The 1396-nt window shown below is 41.3% G+C and carries 1 protein-coding gene; it reads left to right on the top strand.

The features are described 5' to 3' along the window. The coding region (locus tag I3255_RS14345) for a polysaccharide biosynthesis tyrosine autokinase (protein ID WP_238039425.1) at positions 1-1121 on the top strand (1121 nt) is incomplete at its 5' end. Between the last annotated feature and the right edge of the window lie 275 nt (positions 1122-1396).

Consider the following 1396-nt stretch of genomic DNA (forward strand, 5'->3'; position numbering starts at 1 on the left):
CATTGTTATCTGAAAAAGCGCGTTTAACTAAGCGTGTTGAGAAATTGCCAAAAACCCAACGTGAAATTCTGCGTTTAATGCGTGATGTGGAAGTAAATCAACAGATTTATGTTCAGTTACTTAACAAAGTACAAGAGCTAAGTATTGTTAAAGCAAGTACGGTTGGTAACGTTCGTATTCTCGATAAGGCTCAAGCATCCAGTATTGCAGTTAAGCCAAAGAAAGCTCTGATAGTGGTATTAGCAACACTACTTGGTGGTATGTTGGCCGTTGGTATTACCCTTTTACGTGCTGCATTCCATAAAGGTGTAGAGAACCCAGATGAAATTGAAGCGATTGGTCTTCCTGTTTACGCTTCTATTCCTATGTCGGATTGGCAGTCAGATCTCGAGAAAAAGCAGAAGAGTAAACAACAATTAACGGTGCAAGAGACCTTATTAGCGGTATCAAATCCAGCGGATCTTTCTGTTGAAGCACTGCGTAGTCTGCGTACTAGCTTGCACTTTGCCATGATGGAAGCAAAGAATAATATTCTGATGATTTCGGGTCCAAGTCCAGGTATCGGTAAGTCGTTTGTTTCTGCCAATATGGCGGCGGTTATTGCTCAAGGTGGTCAGCGCGTACTGGTTATTGATGCCGATATGCGTAAAGGTCGAATGGAACGTCAAATGTCGCTTTCTCATAAACCGGGTTTATCCGATTTCTTAAGTGGCCAAAAAACCATTGATAAAATTATTAAAAAGCCTGGTGTGGACAATCTTGACTATATTAGCCGTGGTGATGTTCCGCCAAACCCTTCAGAGCTGTTGATGCATCCTCGTATGAAAGAGCTGCTCGATTGGGCCTCTGAAAACTACGATATGGTTGTGGTCGATACCCCACCAATCCTAGCGGTAACCGATCCTGCTATTGTTGGTTCTCATGCAGGTACAACATTGCTTGTCGGCCGTTTTGGTCACAATGCGCTTAAAGAGATTGAAGTGACGAAGCAGCGTTTTGAACAAAACGGTATTGAGATTAAAGGCTTTATTCTTAATGCGGTGGTTCGCAAAGCAAGCAGTCATTATGGTCAATACGGTTATGGTTATTATAACTATGCGTATGAGAGTGATAAGAAGTAGAACTTAGTTAACGAGTTTCGCGATTACGAGTACCGAGATTAATATACTCGCTACTAATGATTAGGCTACTTGTAGAGATATTCTTTACAAGTAGCATTTTCAGAAGACTAGAAAGTTATAATATTTAGAATATGATATATAAGTTTACTTTTATATTTCTTTAACTCTTACCAATAAAGTACTTCCATTCTCCTCGACACTCGACACTCGACACTCGACACTCGACACTCGACACTCGACACTCGACACTCGACACTCGACACTCGACACTCGAC

The sequence above is a fragment of the Psychrobacter sp. Ps6 genome (assembly GCF_022129235.1).
Lineage (GTDB): Bacteria > Pseudomonadota > Gammaproteobacteria > Pseudomonadales > Moraxellaceae > Psychrobacter.